Origin of the sequence: Neisseria musculi, from assembly GCF_014297595.2 — a bacterium.
GTDB classification, from domain to species: domain Bacteria; phylum Pseudomonadota; class Gammaproteobacteria; order Burkholderiales; family Neisseriaceae; genus Neisseria; species Neisseria musculi.
Genome location: NZ_CP060414.2, coordinates 634252 through 650243, shown reverse-complemented (window position 1 = coordinate 650243; position 15992 = coordinate 634252). Strand labels below are relative to the sequence as shown.

Below are 15992 nucleotides of genomic sequence, written 5' to 3'. Positions count from 1 at the left end.
TCGGGAAGCATTTATTGGTTTTCCCGTATCCACTTCAACCATTTTTCAAACAGTCCGGCCTGCAGGCCGGCAATCACCGAACGTTTGAACACATGGTCGCCACTCCAAAAATCATCGCCCTCCAAAGTGGCCAGTTTGCCGCCGGACTCTTCAAAAATCAGCGCGCCGGCAGCGTAGTCCCATAATTTTTGACCGCCATGCACATAAATATCATAGCGGCCCGAAGCCAAATAGCACCAATCCAACGCACTGCTGCCCATGCTGCGTATGCTGCCGAACGGTGCCAACGTATTCATACGGCTGGAAAGCTTTCCCGAGCGCAAATATTTGATTTCCACACCGGCAATCGCTTCATGAAGCTGTTTCTGCACATTGCGCAACGGCAGCGGGCGGCCGTTGAGAAACGCACCGCCGCCGCGCTCGGCATAAAAACACTCATCGCTTACGGGGTTGTAAATCACGCCCAGCTGCGGACGGCCGTTGCAGATAAAGGCGCACGATAAGGCAAAATGCGGCAGGCCGTTGATAAAATTATTGGTGCCATCGATGGGATCTACCACCCACAGCCCCTGCCCGTTGTGCCGCCACAATTCGGTTTGACGCTGCACGGCCATTTCTTCACCCAGCATCGGGCAATCGATGAGGCCGGGCAATTTGGCTGCAAATGCCGCCTGCGCCGCCAAATCGGCCTCGGTCAGCAGCGAACCGTCTGCTTTGCGGCTGATGCCCACATTGAGAAAACGGGGCATCACTTCGGTTTTTGCCACCTCGCGCACCAGCATATGCAGTTTGTTTAACACGATATCCCCTTAAAAATATTAAATATAGCGGGCTCTCTTCATTTCTGCCGCTGCCCTTACTGCGCCCCGGCCTCAAGAAAACGCCGTTTCCGAAAGGAAACCAGTTTCTGCGAAGCTAAAACGCCGTTTCCGAAAAGAAACAAATTTCCGCCAAGCTAAAACGGTTTTAACGGCCGCCCAAGCGGCAACCGCACTGGTTTTGCACTGTCTGCGGTTTACTGCCTGCTTCCGAAAATGAAGGGTATTCACTACACTTGCCATTTCGATTTAAAAGCGACAATATTAACTTTTTTCAGCCAACGACACCAACAATATGCCCCGCTTTTACGTTCCCGATGTGTTATCTCCAGGCCGGCTTCTTGCTTTACCCGAAAATGTAGTACGCCATCTGAACGTGCTTCGGGTGCGCGCGCAGGCGGAAATCGTGCTGTTTAACGGCAACGGCAAAGCGTATCCCGCGCGCCTGGTGCTTTTGGAAAAACGCCGCGCACAGGCGGAAATTTTGCGCGAAGAAAGAGCCGACAACGAATCACCGTTGCGGATTATCTTGGTGCAGGCAGTTTCCAGCGGCGAACGCATGGATTTCACCCTGCAAAAAAGCGTGGAATTGGGCGTTGCCGAAATACGCCCGGTGTTGAGCGAACGCTGCCTGGTGCGCCTAAACGGAGAGCGGGCCGGCAAACGCTCTGCCCGCTGGCAGGATATTGTGGTTTCGGCCTGCGAGCAGAGCGGGCGCAATGTGGTTCCGAAAGTGTGGCCGCTCCTGCCTTACCGCGAAGCCCTGGCAAGCCTGCCCGAAGGCGCCCGCCTGCTGCTGAGCCTTACCCAAGCGCGCAGTTTGCGCAGCATCCAGCCCGACCCGCAGGGCATGATTCTGATGGCGGGCCCCGAAGGCGGCTGGACGGCGGCAGAAGAACAGTCGGCCTTTGATGCAGGTTTCCAGGCAGTCAAACTCGGCCCGCGTGTTCTGCGCACCGAAACTGCTGCACCGGCGGCCATCGCTGCCGTGCAGACATTATGGGGCGATTTCGCCTGAGTTTTATCTGATGATTGCCGTTAGAGCTTGACTGGCCGTCTGAAAGCTTTTGGTACTGCTGTATTGGCCGGCCGTCTGAAAGTTTTTTGTCCGCCGCCGGTTTTTCAGACGGCCTCAGCAATTGTATGCCGCCCGCAGTATCAATATATCCACCGGAAATTGCCTGCCCCTAACAGTTGATTGGGCGCGGCCGGATTTTCGCGCTAGCCCAAATCCAACTGCATTTCTTCTTTCACCTCTTCCATCACCACATAGCTGCGGCTTTCTGCCGCTGCGGGCAATTGCAGCAGGATATTGCCGAGCAGGTCGCGGTAGGCCGACATATCGGGCAGGCGCAGCTTGATGAGGTAGTCGTATTCGCCCGACACCAAGTGGCATTCGAGAATCTGCGGAATTTTTAACACTTCGCGGCGGAAATCTTCAAAAATATTGCCCGATTTGGAGCGCAGCTTGATTTCTACAAACACCAGCAGGCTTTGCCCCAGCGCGTGGGGGTTCAGGCGTGCGTGGTAGCCCTTGATGATGTTTTCGCGCTCGAGGCGGCGCACACGCTCGGTAACGGGCGTGGTGGACAAGCCCACTTTTTCGGCCAGCTCCGTCATCGGAATACGGGCGTTTTGCTGCAGCAGCTTTAAAATTTTAAAGTCGGTTTTATCCAAATCTTTCATAATTGCTTTTCACTTTTAACAAGATTATTTTCAGAATAATAATCTTTTTAAATTTATCAATAAAGTGAAAAACACTATTTTAAATAAGATAAACTTTATAATCCCACTACCTACAAAAAGGGTCGGCAATGAAAGTGATCGTGTTGGGCGCAGGCATAGCGGGCGTGTGTACGGCTTGGTATCTTTTGGAGGCCGGACACGATGTTGTGGTTATCGACCGTGCCGATGCGGCAGCGATGGAAACCAGCTTTGCCAACGCAGGGCAGCTTTCCTACGGCTACACCACACCGTGGGCTGCACCGGGTATTCCGAAAAAAGCAGCAAAATGGCTGTTGCGGCCGCATTCGCCTCTGATTTTCAAGCCGGACGGCAGCCTGTTCCAACTGCAATGGTTGTGGCAGATGTTGGGCAACTGCAATGCCGGCCGTTACCACATAAACAAAGAACGCATGGTGCGGGTGTCGGAATACAGCCGCGAAATGTTCTGCCGCTTTCAGGCCGAACACGCGTTGGATTTTGAAGGACGCAACAAAGGCACATTGCAGATTTTCCGCACCGAAAAAGAAGTGCACGCAGCCCAAAGCGATATCGAAGTGTTGCAAAGCTACGGCGTGCCGTACCAAAGACTGCAGCCCGAAGCGTGCCTGCAATACGAACCCGCGTTAAAAAACGCACTGCACAAAATCGCCGGCGCACTCTACCTGCCCAACGATGCCACCGGCGATTGCCACCTGTTTGCCCGCAAACTCGCGCAGATGTGTATGGAAAAAGGGGCATCGTTCAAATTCAACTGCGAAATCGGCCGCATCGAACATTCAGACGGCCTGATTAAAGCCGTTCACGCAGGCGGCGGGCGTTTTGAGGCCGACTGTTTTGTGTGCGCGCTCGGCAGTTTCAGCCGCCCCATAACGGCAGCGCTGGGCTTGAATCTGCCCGTGTATCCGGTTAAAGGCTACTCGCTTACCGTGCCGGTTGCCCAAGAAAAAGCTGCACCCGTTTCCACCATCATCGATGAAACCTATAAAGTGGCCGTTACTCGGTTTGACCAACGCATCCGCATCGGCGGTATGGCCGAGCTTTCCGGCTACAAGCTGCAACTTTCCCCTGTACGCCGCGAAACGTTGGAGCTGGTGGTAACCGACCTTTTCCCCGGCAGCGGCGATTTGCCGCGCGCAACTTTCTGGAGCGGCCTGCGCCCGATGACACCGGACAGCACCCCCATCATCGGCGCCGCCCGTTTTGAAAACCTGTTTGTCAACACCGGCCACGGCACGCTGGGTTGGACGATGTCGCTCGGTTCGGCCAAACTGACCGCCGATTTGGTATGCGGCAGAAAAACAGAGATCCGTAGCGATGATCTGGGGCCGGCGCGGTATGAAAAACACAGTGGATTCCATATCCACTGACACTGCGTTGCCCTGCTTCAAAAAAGCAGGCCGGCAGCAGAATCTGTTCCATATGGTGCTTCACTTGGCGGCTTTGCTGCCTTACCCCGCTGCGCTGCTTTCACTATGCAATACGCTAAGGATACAGCAACATCTGCGGTATTACTGCCTGCACACCATCGATACAGCCCTATTATTTTTTCAGACGGCCCAAGCTTGCTGCAAACGCCATAGCAGAGCCGATAAAAAGTTATGCAATAAAAAACATATAAAAAATCCCGGCCATTCGATAACGGCCGGGATTTTTTCTGCCTGTATCAGGCTTACTGCCGGGCGGTTTCCACCTGCACCAGCGCAACATCGGCAGCCTCGGCTTCTGCAATTTTCGGCACATCGGCACGGCGCAGAGTGGGTGTTTCGGGTTGTACCCATACTGCGGCGGCAGCCATGGCATCCGCACGGGTCTGCACCAGCACCAGGCCGCCCAAGTCCAAGCCGTCTGAAACAGCCGGCGCCACCGTTACGGTTTGTACGGCGGCAGCTTCTTGCGCCTGCGCTTCCGGCTGCCCCGCCTCACGGTCTTCGTCTGCATGGCCGATACCCGACACAGCACAAACCGCCTGCTCGGTATTGAACACCGCTGATTCGATTATCTGCTGTTCAGACGGCCTCACCGGCTCCCCGGCATCATCGGGTTCGATGGCAAACAAAAGCGGTTCGGCTGCGCTGTTTTCGACAGACTGCTCCACAAGGGCAGCCTCAATCCGGGCAGGCACCACCACAACCAAAGGTTTGTCGGCCTCGGGCGCAACCGCGCCGGCATCGGCGGCCAACGGTGCGGCAACAGAAATAGCAACCGGTGTTTCTTCAGCCCCGCCGCACACATACGCCACGGCAAAACGCACTTTGTCGGCCGTTTCCTCAATGCTCAGATATTGCTCGATTTTAGCGGCTGAAGGAATATTGCGCTTCTTGCTGTTGCTGCGGCGGTCGCGTTGGTCGCGCTGACGGTTGCGTTCGCGCTCCCGGCGGCTGCTCCGATCATCGCTGCCGGTTGCAGCCTGTGTGGTTTGCGCAGCCTCCACTGCCGTTTCGGGCAGTTTTTCCGCTTTTGCAACTGCCCCGGCGGCAACCTGCGCAGCCGGTTTTTCGCTGCGGTTGAGGCGGTTGCCGTGCTGCCCGTTACGGACTGCTTTTTCAACTGCTTTCTCTGCCGGCCTGCCTGCTTCGGAAACACTGTCGCCGGTATCGTTGCGGATTGGGCGGTTGCAGCTGCCCTCATCCTGATGGCGGCGGTTGCGCCGGGTGCGGCTGCCGTTGCCGCCTGCGCTGTTTTCCGTCAAACCTGCGGCCGGAGTTTCTTTGGCTTCATCTGCTTCCCGGGCTTCGTTATCCTGCCGTTTCTGGTTCGGGTTGCGGCGCGGGGCTTGGCGGCGGCTGCCGGCGGCCGGGCGGCGGCTGCCGTTGCTGCGCGCAGTGTTTTTTTCGGTTTCGGCCGCTTTTTCAGGCTCCTGCGTGCCGCCGAATACTTTGCCCAGCCACGATTTCAAACCACCCCACCAACCCGGTTGGGCGGAGGCCGGCGCGGCCGCTGTGGGCGCGGGCCGGGTGTGCTTCACCCCTTTCACGGCCGGCTCGGGGCGTTCGGCTTTGGCCCTTTCGCTGCCGAAAGGTTTGTCGCTTTCGTTTTCTTCGGGAACTTCCACACGCTTGTAGCTCGGCTCGGCGTTTTCGTCCACATCATCGGTGCGCACACGGGTGATTTCGTAGTGCGGGTTTTCGAGATGGTTGTTGGGAATCAGGAATACCGAAACCTCCAAACGCTCTTCCAAACCAAACAGTTCGGCGCGTTTTTCATTGAGCAGGAAAGTAGCCACATCTACCGGCACTTGTGCGTGCACTTCGCCGGTGTTGTCTTTCATGGCTTCCTCCTGAATGATGCGCAGCACATGCAGGGCGGTGGATTCGATGCTGCGGATAACACCGGTTCCGGCACAGCGCGGGCAGGCGGTATGGCTGCTTTCGCCCAGCGCAGGCTTCAGGCGTTGGCGCGAAAGCTCGAGCAGGCCGAAGCGGGAAAGTTTGCCCATCTGCACACGGGCGCGGTCTTTTTTCAAGGCATCGCGCAACACGTTTTCCACATCACGCTGGTGTTTGGGGTTTTCCATATCGATGAAGTCGATCACCACCAAACCGCCCAGGTCGCGCAGGCGCATTTGGCGGGCCACTTCTTCGGCGGCCTCCATATTGGTTTTGAAGGCGGTGTCTTCAATATCGGCACCGCGGGTAGCACGGGCCGAGTTCACATCGATGGAAACCAGGGCTTCGGTGTGGTCGATAACCACCGCCCCGCCGGAAGGCAGGCTCACGCTGCGGGCAAACGCGCTTTCAATCTGATGCTCGATTTGAAAACGCGAAAACAGCGGTGTGTGGTCTTGATAGAGTTTCAGACGGCCGATGTTGTTGGGCATCACATAGCTCATAAACTCGCTGATTTGCTCGTGTACCTCGCGGTTGTCGACCAGAATTTCACCGATGTCGGGGCGGTAGTAGTCGCGGATGGCGCGGATGAGCAGCGAGCTTTCCATAAACAGCAGATACGGCTCGTGGTGCGCCCTGCCCGCTTCTTCGATGGCCTGCCACAGCTGCCTGAGATAGTTGAAATCCCATTGCAGCTCTTCCACGCTGCGGCCGATGCCGGCAGTGCGCGCAATCAGGCTCATGCCGCGCGGCACATCCAACTCGGCCATTGCGGCTTTCAGCTCTTGGCGCTCTTCGCCTTCGATGCGGCGCGACACACCTCCGCCGCGCGGATTATTGGGCATCAGCACCAGATAGCGGCCGGCCAGGCTGATAAAGGTGGTCAGCGCCGCACCTTTGTTGCCGCGCTCGTCTTTTTCCACCTGCACAATCACCTGCATGCCTTCTTTGAGCACATCTTGAATGCGTGCGCGGCCGCCCTCGTAGTCTTGGAAATAGGTTCGGGAGACTTCTTTGAACGGAAGAAAGCCGTGGCGGTCGGTGCCGTAATCAACGAAACACGCTTCCAGCGACGGCTCGATGCGGGTAATCACACCCTTATAGATATTGCCTTTACGCTGCTCTTTGCCCAGCGTTTCGATATCGAGATCGAGCAGGGTCTGCCCGTCAACGATTGCCACGCGCAGCTCTTCGGCCTGCGTGGCGTTAAACAACATACGTTTCATAACAACCTCGTTTCATGCACCCACGAGGCGTGTAATCAGTATTCAACGCTTGCCAGCCGCCAATGGTCAGGCCGTCTGAAACGGCGTGTGGGGCTGCTTGAACGAGAAGGGAGATAAAGAACATACGGCACGGATGCTTCTACGATTTGCGTTTTTCCATGCTGCTGGCCTGCCGCTGCGCCATCGGGCAGCCGGCAAATACGAGCCGTCTTCTTCATTGCTGTCCGGCGCGGCAAAAATCCTGCGGCAGCGCGTTGTCGTGCGTCTTATGCTTGCGGGCACCGTGCCGGAAAAGGTTAAACTTAATTACATCTTTATCCGCCCGGCTTTAAGGCAGACAAAGGAAATGCTTTGTGGCGTGCTTTTTTCAGATAAAATACCCGGTTCACAATAACGGGCGGTTTCGGTTTGCCGTTTGCAAACCTTGCGCCGAATCTGTTTCAGACGGCCTGTTATTTCTTCTTAAACCGTCTTAAAACAGTAACGGGATTATAGAGAAAATGCCTGCAATTAGCAAAAACTTGGTCAGCCGCATCAGCATCACCGAAGCGGATGCCGGCGCGCGGCTCGACAACTTCTTAATCAAAACCCTCAAAGGCGTGCCCAAGAGCCATATCCACCGCATTATCCGCGCAGGAGAGGTGCGTCTGAACAAAAAGCGCGCCCAACCGTCCGAGCGGCTGAATGAAGGCGATGTGGTGCGCATTCCGCCCGTGCGCACGGCCGAAAAACAGAGGCCGTCTGAAAAAAACGCCGCGCCCGCGCGCAGGTTTGAGATTGTGTATGAAGACGATGCCGTGCTGGTCATCAACAAGCCCGCAGGCACGGCAGTGCACGGCGGCAGCGGCGTAAGCTTCGGCGTTATCGAACAACTCCGCCGCGCCCGCCCCGAAGCCGAATATCTCGAACTCGTCCACCGCCTCGACAAAGACACCAGCGGCCTGTTGATGGTTGCCAAAAAACGCAGCGCGCTGGTGAAGCTGCACGAAGCCATCCGCAACAACCACCCGAAAAAAATCTATCTCGCGCTGGGGGTGGGCCGTCTGAAACAAAACCGCACAGATGTAAAACTGCCGCTCTTCAAATACACCGGCGCGCAGGGCGAAAAAATGGTGCGCGTGAGTGAAAACGGCCAACCGGCACACACGGTTTTGCGGGTGTTGAACCGTTTTTCAGACGGCCTTCTGCACAGTGTCGGCCTGTCGGATTTAACCTTCGCCCAAGCCACGCTGAAAACCGGCCGCACCCACCAGATCAGGGTGCATATGCAGTCGCAAGGCTGCCCGATTGCAGGTGACGAACGCTACGGTGATTATCAGGCCAACAAACGCCTGCAGAAACTCGGCCTGAAACGGATGTTTCTACACGCGGCCGAACTGCATCTGAACCACCCGCTCACGGGCGGGCCGCTGCACCTGAAAGCGGCGCTGCCGCAAGATTTGGCACAGTTTTTATCGGTGTTGGAAAGCCGGCAGGGATGAGGTTCTGTTTGATTCTGCCGAAGCAGAAAATATGCCTGTCCGCAACCTTGTCCCGCTCCATATAAGGGCAAGATAAAGCTCACTGGCAGGCTCGAACGGCCGGTATTTCCAGGTCGGTTTTACCCGGGAGCACGGATTGGGCGGGACACCGGCAAAGGCGGGTTTGGCGGCCGTCTGAAGCGGCATGGCGGCGGCTTCGGCGCACCGCTCAAAGGCCGGTTTAAGCCGGTTGCGTGTCTGCCGGCATTGTTTGACAGGCAGTTAAGGCAAGCGATAATGCTAGGGCGATTAAGGAATTTTGCATTTTAAACTTCAACTTAAAATAACCGCCATTTTAGCAAAAAATGAGAATGAATTACAAATTAAGGTTTTTGGGGCTGGCTGAAAGTTATTTTGTAAAATTTTAGAAAGAAAAACACCGCTTGAACCTTAATCCAAACGGTGCTTTAAATTAACTGACTTTTAATTCCGTCCAAGCCCTTTTGATGATTTCTTGACTGGCTTGTAATGCCAAAAATGCCAAAACAAAAGCCACAATTAAATCAGGATATTTTGACCCAAAAACATAAACTGCTATACCAGCCAAAATCACTGCTACATTACCAATGGCATCATTTCGGGAACACACCCACACGCTTCTGACATTGCTGTCGCCATCACGAAATTTTAACAATATCAGCAATGCTGACACATTTACCAATAACGCCAAAAATCCCACAATACTCATTTCAGAATAACTGGGAATTTCCCCATAAAACACACGATAAACGGTCGTCATTAAAATAAACAAACCAAAACTGCCCATTGTTAGCCCCTTGACCATAGACGCTTTGGCACGGTAACTTAACGCCATTGGCAACACAATCAAACTTATCAAATAATTGGCACTATCACCCAAGAAGTCTAAACTGTCCGATAACAGCGAAGTTGAACCCGATTTTATCCCCATTACAATTTCTACAAAAAACATTGTTAAATTCAATATCAAGACAATCCACAAGGCTTTTTTGTATTTGGGCGATTGATGAGTGGGTTGATTTGAACCGCAACAATTTTGGCACGGCATTTTTTGCTCCTGTTTTAGATGAAGCTTGCTATATTATAAACTCCGTAGCCATTACAGGGTCAAGCCAAAATGTCAAAATTTTTTAAAATAAAACAAGCCAGTGAACAAGCAGGCGTGCATTTGGAAACCATTCGTTATTATGAAAAACAAGGCTTAATCAGCCCCACGCACCAACAAAATAGCAGGTTTTGCCCTTGCCGTTATTAAATTCCCAATCAGAGCTGAAACCCGCTCCGATTCGGGCATGGCTTTGCATTACAGGCCGTCTGAAAATACACCTCGGGTCTGAAAATATGCCCGGGCATGGATGCGGGCTGCTCTACATTACAAACAGGGCAGCGGTTTGTGCAACGGCAGCCGCGCGGCCTGACGCGGCTTGCCAAAGCGGTTTGCAGACGGCGTTTCTGCTTATTGCGGAAAATCTTGCAGGCCGACAGCACTTGGGCAGACCGTGTTTCAGACGGCCTGCCTGTTGCCAATCCAACCGAAACGGGGCTTTTTTTGTTACACTACACGCCGCTTTTCAAACAGTCTCTATAATATCGGCAACAGGCCGTCTGAAGCCCCGACAATGCTTGAACGCCCCACGCGGCGCGGTGCCCGCCTTATTTGAATATCAAAAAACCCCATGCTGCTCGATTTAAACCGCTATTCCTTCTCCGTTTTCTCGAAAGAAATCAAAAAGCTCTCCCTGCTGGCCCTGCCCATGCTGCTGGCGCAGGTGGCGCAGGTGGGCATCGGTTTTGTCGATACGGTGATGGCCGGCGGCGCGGGCAAAGACGATTTGGCGGCGGTGGCATTGGGCAGCAGCGCGTTTGCCACCGTGTATATCACCTTTTTGGGGGTGATGACGGCGCTCAATCCGATGATTGCCCATTTGTTCGGCGCGGGCAAAACCGCCGAAGTGGGCGAAACGGGGCGGCAGGGCATCTGGTTCGGCTTGATGCTGGGGCTGGCCGGTATGCTGCTGCTGTGGGCGGCGGTGCCGCTGTTTCAGCAGGTTTTGAACCTGAGCGGCAAGGTCGAGCGGATGATGGGGCATTATATGTTTTTCACCGGCCTGGCCATGCCCGCCGCGATGATACACCGCGCCCTGCATGCTTATGCCTCCAGCCTCAACCGCCCGCGCGCGATTATGGTGGTGAGTTTTTTGGCGTTTCTGCTCAATATTCCGCTCAACTATATGTTTGTTTACGGCAAATTCGGCATGCCTGCGCTGGGCGGCGCAGGCTGCGGTCTGGCCACGGCGACGGTGTTTTGGTTTAATGCGGCGGTGTTGTGGCTTTATGCGGCCAAGCAGCCCTATTTCCGCCGCTTCGGGCTGACCGACCGTTTCAGCCGCCCCAAAGCCGATGCGTTCTGCAGAATCTGGAAGCTGGGCGCGCCCATCGGTTTGTCGTTTTTTCTCGAAGCGAGCCTGTTTTCGTTTATTGTGTTTTTGATTGCCCCGCTGGGTGAGGATTATATCGCCGCGCAACAGGTGGTGATCAGCCTTACCGGCGTGATTTATATGATTCCGCAAAGCGTGGGCGCAGCCGGCACGGTGCGGGTGGGCTATTCGCTCGGACGCGGCGAATATATTAGGGCGCGCTATATTTCGGGCGTGTCACTGGTGTTGGGGCTGATGCTGGCGGCGGTTACCGCCCTGCTGTTGGTATGGCTCCGCTACCCGCTGGCGGGCATGTATACCGATGATGCCGCCGTATTGGGCATTGCCGCCGCCGTGCTGCTGTTTGCGGCGGTGTTCCAACTTGCCGACAGCACCCAATGCGTGGCTTCTTATGCGCTGCGCGGCTATAAAATCACCAAAGTGCCGATGCTGATACACGCGCTGGCGTTTTGGGGCTTCGGCCTGCTGCCCGGCTATGCGCTCGCCTATGGTTTGAATATGGGCATTTATGGTTTTTGGACGGCGCTGGTGTTGTCGCTCACGGTGGCGGCGGTGCTGCTGGTTTGGTATTTGCAATGGTGCAGCCGCCCGCAGGCGGCGCGCAAAAGGACAGTGTGATGCAAGTGATGCACAATGTGGATTTAACCCCGCTCAACACCTTCGGCCTCAAAGCCCGGGCGCGTGATTTTGCGGTTTTGGAACACGAAAACGACCTGCACGAAATCGTGAAGCTGCCCGCATTCAAGCGCGAAAGCGTGCTGTGGCTGGGCGGCGGCAGCAATATTCTGCTGATGGGCGATTATCAGGGTTTGGCCGTCCATATCCAAAACCGGGGCATCCGCGAGCTTTTCCGTTCAGACGGCCTCGTTTATCTCGAAGCGCAGGCGGGCGAAGTGTGGCACGAATTTGTGCTGCACACGCTCGAAGCGGGCTTGAGCGGGCTGGAAAACCTGAGCCTGATTCCCGGCAGCGTGGGCGCATCGCCCGTGCAGAATATCGGCGCCTACGGCGTGGAAGTGAAAGACGCGATACACAGCGTGCGCTGCTTCGATTTGGACACCTGCACATTTGTTACGCTCGATAATGCCGCCTGCCGCTTTTCCTACCGCGAAAGCCTGTTCAAACAGGCAGGCAGGGGGCGTTATGTGATTACGGCGGTGGTGTTTGCCCTAAACGAAACCTTCCGCCCCAATGTGCGCTACGGCGACTTGGCCGCTGTGGTGGAACAGGCCTGCGCGGGGCGCAAAATCACGGCGAAAGACGTATCCGATGCCGTCTGCCAGATCCGCTCGGGCAAACTGCCCGACCCGAAAACGCTGGGCAATGTCGGCAGCTTTTTCAAAAACCCCGTGGTGGCGGCACCAACAGCGCAAAAACTGCTGGCGCAGTATCCCGATATGCCGCACTACCCGCAGCCCGATGGCTCGGTGAAACTTGCCGCAGGCTGGCTGATCGAATGCTGCAACCTCAAAGGCTTCCAAATCGGCGGCGCAGCCGTTCACAACCAACAGGCGCTGGTGTTGGTAAACAAACAGCAGGCGCAGGCGCACGATGTTTACGCATTGGCGCAACACATCGTGCGCACCGTGCAGCAAACCTTCGGCGTTGCGCTCCACACCGAACCCAATTGGATAGGCGCAGATACCGCGCCCGATACCGCAGCGGCCGTCTGAAAATCTGCCCGGATTCCCGCCTGAGCCGTTTCCGCCGCCCTTTCTTTAAAGCTGCAAACCACGCTGCCTGCGGCGGGCAACACGGCCGGCTCCGTTTTCTCTCATTATCCCTTTTCATTGGGAGCGGCGCGCCATACTGCATTTGCGCGGCTTTGCGTGTCGGAACATCACTTTGCCGCTTTCTTGATATAATCACCCAATCCACCATAAAGACAAACGGCAGCAAGGAGACTGAACCATGGCGAAAGACGGCAAACAAAACACCTATCAGCGCATCATTGATTCTGCACTCGTTCTCTTCAACGAAGAAGGCGAGCGCAATATCAGCACCAACCACATTGCCGCCCATTTGGGCATCAGCCCCGGCAATCTCTATTACCACTTCCGCAACAAAGACGAAATCATCGTGCAGCTTTTCAAGCGCTACAGCGATGACCTGCTGGGCTATCTGCAAACCGCCGCTCTGCCCGAAAGCGTTTGCCAAGCCGTAGGTTATATGTCGGGCATCTACGACATCATGTGGCGTTACCGTTTTCTGTTTAGCGATGTCAATACCCTGCTTGCCCGCAGCGCCGAGCTTTTGGGCGAACACAACAACTTCACACAAGCCAAAGTTTCCCCCCTGCTGGTAAACCTGCTCACCCGTCTTAACGGCTTGGGCATCATCAACGCCGATGAAACCGCCATGCACGATTTGGCCGTGAATATGTGGATGATTACCAAATACTGGTTCGACTTCGACGGCTCCATCCGCGGCCGCGCCAAACTGGGAGAAGATTCCAAAATACGCGGTATCGGCCGCACCCTCAGCCTGCTGCGCCCCTATCTGCTGCCGCAATATGTGGCCGAATTCGACCACACCGTCAAAAACCTCGGCTCCGAATCAGAATGCGTGCAAACACGCTGAGGCCTTCAATACCGACAATATAAAAAACCGAGGCCGTCTGAAACCTTTCAGACGGCCTCAACCTTTCAGACGGCCTCAACCTTTCAGACGGCCTCAACCTTTCAGACGGCCTCAACCTTTCAGACGGCCTCAACCTTTCAGACGGCCTTAACCTTTCAGACGGCCTCATCCGCCAAAATATCCAAAACCGTGCGCAAATCATTAACCGCTATCTGCCCCGGTGCCGATGCCTTTGTTGCCGCGCCAAACGTCATCGCCGAGCCGAATGTTCCGCCTGCCAGGCGGCTGATAACGCCCATCTTGCCCATCGCCACCGCAACCAGCGGCTGCTTCGCATAATGGCGGAACATCGTTTGCGCGGCATCGAGCAACACCAAAACATCGGCAGGAGACTGCGGCATCACGGCGATTTTGCAGATGTCCGCCCCCCAATCCTGCATGGTTTGCAGGCGGGCGATAATCTCTTCTTTCGGCGGCGTGGCATCGAAATCGTGGTTGCACAGCAGCGCGGCCACACCGTGTGATTTGGCCAGTGCCGCGCTTTCTTTCACCTGCGCCTCGCCCGCAAACAGCTCGATATCGACCATATCCGCCCAACCCGAGCGTATGGCTGCCTGCACCAGCGCAAAATAATCATCTTGTGCAACCGGGCATCTGCCTCCCTCTTCTGCCCGCCTGAAGGTAAACAGCAGCGGCTTATCGGGCAATGCCGCGCGCACCTGCCGCAAACAATCCATCACATATCCCGCATCGGCCGCCTGCTTGAGAAAGTCTGCGCGCAACTCCGCCACATCGAAAGGCAGCCCCTGCAAACCCTGCAATGCCGACTGCAGGCCGTCTGAATCTTCGGCCGCCAGCGGCACGGCGATTTTCGGGCGGCCTTCGCCCAAAACGGTATTTTTGACTGTAACAGTGTTCATCGTTCCTTAACCTCGTCAAACGGTTTTCAGACGGCCTCAAGCCCTGCAAAGCCCGATAGATCTTGAGTTACCCTTGATCATCCGCGCTAACATACCGGATTCGGATTCTGTTTTTATCTGTTTCCAGTTGATAATTCAAGCTGTTTCTCAATCCCGAGCTGTTAATCAGGTAATGCTTGGCATAATCGTCCAAATGGCGCTCCAACACTTTTTTAATCCGTGTCGGCATTTCTTTCCAGATTTCACCGATATCCAAATTCTGATAAGCCTCCTCACGGCGGCGCTTCGCCTGAGGGCCGCTTCCCTGCAGATCTTTTTTAAACCGGCAGTAATGCTGCCAATAACGCTCTTTCAAACACTGATAATCGGGGCTGTTTCTCTGCCTGCACAACACAATGCCTTCCTGTTTGAATTCGGCCATCGCCAAATAAAAACTGAATTCGCGTTCCGCCAGCTTGATCGGCTCCATATTGCCGCAAACTATGTTCATAGTCGGGCAGTCGATCAACAAATTAAAATCACTAAAGCTCTTTTGCGTCAATTCTACCGCCTGAGAAAAATTCCAGTTATCGGCCAACCGCAGTTTCGGCATTCCTTCGCGCATACGGACAAAAGGAATATCGGCCAACATCACCTGCGCCTGCGAAGCGTCCAAACGGCCTTTGGCCGTATCCAGCCACACGCTTTGGCGCGGCGGATAGAAAAATTCGCGGTGCTGCTCGAAAGCCTCTTCCACCAGCACATGCGACAATCTATCCTGCCTGCGGCCGAAGAGCGACAACGCGTAACCGATGTAAAACCCCATCGATTTGCGCCCGCCCGCAATCGACACATGCAGTTCGGTTTGCCCATCGGCACACAAATCGTAAATAAAGCGCACAATCTGGTCTGCCGCCAGATTGTTTTCCTGCGGCGAACGGATATCGGCCAGCGGCTGCCCCGCCCCATCGCGTATCACATGGATAAAATCCTTATCGAAAGCAATATCCTGCAATTCATATTCTTCGCACAAGCGCCGGAAAAAACCGCCCTCCCCCAAGAGGGAGTTGGCAATATTGGCAGCACCGGTTTGCGTGGTTAACACATACACTTCCTGCGGCAGCCATTGCTGCTGCGTATGGAGCGCATACAGCGTTTCCGTAACAATCTGCGGCGACATACCGGTAACCGCCACCAAGATTCTTTTTTTAGCGGCCATTTACCCATTTCTCCAGCAGTGTTTTCATGCCGCTCAAATCCTTCTGTTCGATAATCTTGATTTGCGCCCCCTCTGCACGGTTGCGGATTTTTCCGGTCAATTCCCGATACGACAGCAGCATCGCTTTTGTTCTCAGGCCACCGAGTTTTTTCAGTGATTCCAGCTTATACAGCGCATCCCCGGCCTTATCCTCATTTTTGGCAAAATTGGCCGTTTTGCACTCCAACACATGCGACACATTGTTTGCCAGCAGCAACACATC

17 protein-coding genes are annotated in these 15992 nt (G+C 55.1%); 9 read left to right on the top strand and 8 right to left on the bottom strand.

The genetic code is table 11. The annotated features are described in order from the left end of the window. Positions 1 to 11 precede the first annotated feature (11 nt). Positions 12 to 782 carry an inositol monophosphatase family protein gene (locus H7A79_RS03270; RefSeq protein ID WP_377057959.1) on the bottom strand — a complete coding sequence of 257 codons (771 nt, stop codon included), beginning with the start codon at positions 780 to 782 and terminating at the stop codon, positions 12 to 14. Positions 783 to 1113: 331 nt separating this feature from the next. Between H7A79_RS03270 and H7A79_RS03265 the strand changes: the two genes are divergently transcribed. Then, complete coding sequence (locus tag H7A79_RS03265; RefSeq protein ID WP_135035691.1) at positions 1114 to 1836, top strand: 16S rRNA (uracil(1498)-N(3))-methyltransferase; 723 nt, start codon at positions 1114 to 1116, stop codon at positions 1834 to 1836. A 203-nt stretch (positions 1837 to 2039) separates the two neighbouring features. Here H7A79_RS03265 and H7A79_RS03260 read toward each other — a convergent pair whose 3' ends face one another. Beyond that, positions 2040 to 2504 carry an Lrp/AsnC ligand binding domain-containing protein gene (locus H7A79_RS03260; protein ID WP_135035694.1) on the bottom strand — a complete coding sequence of 155 codons (465 nt, stop codon included), beginning with the start codon at positions 2502 to 2504 and terminating at the stop codon, positions 2040 to 2042. A gap of 128 nt (positions 2505 to 2632) precedes the next feature. On the opposite strand from H7A79_RS03260, the gene H7A79_RS03255 reads away from it, so the two are divergent. Next, positions 2633 to 3910, top strand: coding sequence for a D-amino acid dehydrogenase (locus H7A79_RS03255; protein ID WP_187001037.1), 1278 nt, complete (start codon positions 2633 to 2635; stop codon positions 3908 to 3910). Positions 3911 to 4212: 302 nt separating this feature from the next. Here the strand turns inward: H7A79_RS03255 and H7A79_RS03250 are convergent, their stop codons facing one another. Continuing rightward, a complete protein-coding gene (locus H7A79_RS03250; RefSeq protein ID WP_377057953.1) occupies positions 4213 to 7095 on the bottom strand; it encodes an Rne/Rng family ribonuclease in 2883 nt (960 codons plus the stop codon). Positions 7096 to 7192: 97 nt separating this feature from the next. On the opposite strand from H7A79_RS03250, the gene H7A79_RS03245 reads away from it, so the two are divergent. Beyond that, a complete protein-coding gene (locus H7A79_RS03245; protein ID WP_187001036.1) occupies positions 7193 to 7489 on the top strand; it encodes a hypothetical protein in 297 nt (98 codons plus the stop codon). A gap of 106 nt (positions 7490 to 7595) precedes the next feature. Continuing rightward, entirely contained in the window at positions 7596 to 8576 is a 981-nt protein-coding gene (locus H7A79_RS03240) for an RluA family pseudouridine synthase (protein ID WP_187001035.1), read from the top strand. Between the two features lie 451 nt (positions 8577 to 9027). Here the strand turns inward: H7A79_RS03240 and H7A79_RS03235 are convergent, their stop codons facing one another. Then, positions 9028 to 9642, bottom strand: coding sequence for a cation diffusion facilitator family transporter (locus H7A79_RS03235; RefSeq protein ID WP_135035706.1), 615 nt, complete (start codon positions 9640 to 9642; stop codon positions 9028 to 9030). A gap of 69 nt (positions 9643 to 9711) precedes the next feature. On the opposite strand from H7A79_RS03235, the gene H7A79_RS03230 reads away from it, so the two are divergent. The 5 genes from H7A79_RS03230 to H7A79_RS03210 all read left to right on the top strand — a co-directional run bounded on the left by H7A79_RS03230 (position 9712) and on the right by H7A79_RS03210 (position 13612). After that, positions 9712 to 9849 carry a MerR family DNA-binding transcriptional regulator gene (locus H7A79_RS03230; protein WP_246408045.1) on the top strand — a complete coding sequence of 46 codons (138 nt, stop codon included), beginning with the start codon at positions 9712 to 9714 and terminating at the stop codon, positions 9847 to 9849. Positions 9850 to 9987: 138 nt separating this feature from the next. After that, a complete protein-coding gene (locus tag H7A79_RS03225; protein WP_187001034.1) occupies positions 9988 to 10182 on the top strand; it encodes a hypothetical protein in 195 nt (64 codons plus the stop codon). 88 nt (positions 10183 to 10270) lie between these two features. Beyond that, entirely contained in the window at positions 10271 to 11650 is a 1380-nt protein-coding gene (locus H7A79_RS03220) for an MATE family efflux transporter (protein WP_187001033.1), read from the top strand. Next, positions 11650 to 12705, top strand: a complete 1056-nt coding sequence (gene murB, locus H7A79_RS03215) for a UDP-N-acetylmuramate dehydrogenase (RefSeq protein ID WP_187001032.1) — start codon at positions 11650 to 11652, stop codon at positions 12703 to 12705. The genes H7A79_RS03220 and murB overlap by 1 nt, the downstream gene beginning before the upstream one ends. 238 nt (positions 12706 to 12943) lie before the next feature. Further along, on the top strand, positions 12944 to 13612 hold the full coding sequence (locus tag H7A79_RS03210) for a TetR/AcrR family transcriptional regulator (protein ID WP_135035712.1): 669 nt from the start codon (positions 12944 to 12946) through the stop codon (positions 13610 to 13612). On the opposite strand, the gene H7A79_RS03205 is transcribed toward H7A79_RS03210, so the two are convergent. From H7A79_RS03205 to H7A79_RS03190, 4 genes are all read right to left on the bottom strand, one after another. After that, positions 13569 to 13781 (bottom strand): hypothetical protein, encoded by a 213-nt coding sequence (locus H7A79_RS03205; protein ID WP_187001031.1) that lies wholly within the window; start codon positions 13779 to 13781, stop codon positions 13569 to 13571. The two genes, H7A79_RS03210 and H7A79_RS03205, sit on opposite strands and share 44 nt — an antisense overlap. Next, positions 13768 to 14532 (bottom strand): type I 3-dehydroquinate dehydratase, encoded by a 765-nt coding sequence (gene aroD, locus H7A79_RS03200; protein ID WP_135035715.1) that lies wholly within the window; start codon positions 14530 to 14532, stop codon positions 13768 to 13770. Before aroD ends, H7A79_RS03205 begins: the two co-directional genes overlap by 14 nt. A 67-nt stretch (positions 14533 to 14599) precedes the next feature. Further along, positions 14600 to 15730: a CRISPR-associated ring nuclease Csm6 gene (csm6, locus tag H7A79_RS03195; protein ID WP_187001030.1), complete on the bottom strand. Its 1131-nt coding sequence runs from the start codon at positions 15728 to 15730 to the stop codon at positions 14600 to 14602. After that, positions 15720 to 15989 carry a Card1-like endonuclease domain-containing protein gene (locus H7A79_RS03190; protein WP_187001029.1) on the bottom strand — a complete coding sequence of 90 codons (270 nt, stop codon included), beginning with the start codon at positions 15987 to 15989 and terminating at the stop codon, positions 15720 to 15722. The genes csm6 and H7A79_RS03190 overlap by 11 nt, the downstream gene beginning before the upstream one ends. Positions 15990 to 15992 lie beyond the last annotated feature (3 nt).

Excerpts from the sequence above, each read along its gene's own strand:
- H7A79_RS03265 (WP_135035691.1), top strand. The coding sequence starts at position 1,114 with ATGCCCCGCTTTTACGTTCCCGATGTGTTATCTCCAGGCCGGCTTCTT.
- H7A79_RS03260 (WP_135035694.1), bottom strand. The coding sequence starts at position 2,504 with ATGAAAGATTTGGATAAAACCGACTTTAAAATTTTAAAGCTGCTGCAG.
- H7A79_RS03230 (WP_246408045.1), top strand. The coding sequence starts at position 9,712 with ATGTCAAAATTTTTTAAAATAAAACAAGCCAGTGAACAAGCAGGCGTG.
- H7A79_RS03240 (WP_187001035.1), top strand. The coding sequence starts at position 7,596 with ATGCCTGCAATTAGCAAAAACTTGGTCAGCCGCATCAGCATCACCGAA.
- H7A79_RS03235 (WP_135035706.1), bottom strand. The coding sequence starts at position 9,642 with ATGCCGTGCCAAAATTGTTGCGGTTCAAATCAACCCACTCATCAATCG.
- H7A79_RS03205 (WP_187001031.1), bottom strand. The coding sequence starts at position 13,781 with ATGAGGCCGTCTGAAAGGTTAAGGCCGTCTGAAAGGTTGAGGCCGTCT.
- H7A79_RS03220 (WP_187001033.1), top strand. The coding sequence starts at position 10,271 with ATGCTGCTCGATTTAAACCGCTATTCCTTCTCCGTTTTCTCGAAAGAA.
- H7A79_RS03270 (WP_377057959.1), bottom strand. The coding sequence starts at position 782 with ATGCTGGTGCGCGAGGTGGCAAAAACCGAAGTGATGCCCCGTTTTCTC.
- H7A79_RS03255 (WP_187001037.1), top strand. The coding sequence starts at position 2,633 with ATGAAAGTGATCGTGTTGGGCGCAGGCATAGCGGGCGTGTGTACGGCT.
- H7A79_RS03250 (WP_377057953.1), bottom strand. The coding sequence starts at position 7,095 with ATGAAACGTATGTTGTTTAACGCCACGCAGGCCGAAGAGCTGCGCGTG.
- murB (WP_187001032.1), top strand. The coding sequence starts at position 11,650 with ATGCAAGTGATGCACAATGTGGATTTAACCCCGCTCAACACCTTCGGC.
- aroD (WP_135035715.1), bottom strand. The coding sequence starts at position 14,532 with ATGAACACTGTTACAGTCAAAAATACCGTTTTGGGCGAAGGCCGCCCG.
- H7A79_RS03210 (WP_135035712.1), top strand. The coding sequence starts at position 12,944 with ATGGCGAAAGACGGCAAACAAAACACCTATCAGCGCATCATTGATTCT.
- csm6 (WP_187001030.1), bottom strand. The coding sequence starts at position 15,730 with ATGGCCGCTAAAAAAAGAATCTTGGTGGCGGTTACCGGTATGTCGCCG.